Genomic DNA, 436 nt, shown 5'->3' with positions numbered 1-436 from the left:
ATAGTCGTTATGTTGCCTCTGGCCGAAATCCTTCCGGATTTCGAGTTGGGCGAGCATGGCCGTGCGGCTGATTTGGCTCAGGCTTTGGGCGGACAGGGTATTCGCCTGCTGAAAGAATAAGGGCCGTCTGAAAAACGGACTAAAACAAGAAAGGGCGTGTTGGACACGCCTTTTTTGCTATAAAATATTGTTGGGAAACACATTACAAAGAGTTACTATGAATCCTCGTTATATTGTTGTCGAAGGCGCCATCGGTAGCGGCAAGACTGCTTTGAGCCGCCGCTTGGCAGAGCATTTCAGTGCGTTGCTGTTGTCGGAGAATCCGGATCACAATCCGTTTCTCATAAAGTTTTACAGCAATGTTTCCAATAATGGCTTGGCTGCCGAACTTTTCTTCCTGATGCGCCGCGCTGAAAGCGTGAATATTATTGAAGAC

1 protein-coding gene and 1 pseudogene are annotated in these 436 nt (G+C 47.9%); both read left to right on the top strand.

The genetic code is table 11. The annotated features are described in order from the left end of the window. Positions 1 to 120: pseudogene (locus tag ACTHUM_RS19960) on the top strand (2-amino-4-hydroxy-6-hydroxymethyldihydropteridine diphosphokinase); the annotation flags it as partial. Positions 121 to 217: 97 nt separating this feature from the next. Continuing rightward, positions 218 to 436, top strand: a 219-nt coding sequence (locus ACTHUM_RS19955; RefSeq protein WP_440404001.1) for a deoxynucleoside kinase, incomplete at its 3' end; no start/stop codon positions are given.

The organism is Neisseria sp. P0021.S006 (assembly GCF_051956895.1).
Note: the sequence above shows the minus strand (reverse complement) of the source record. Positions and strands in the feature narration are given on the sequence as shown.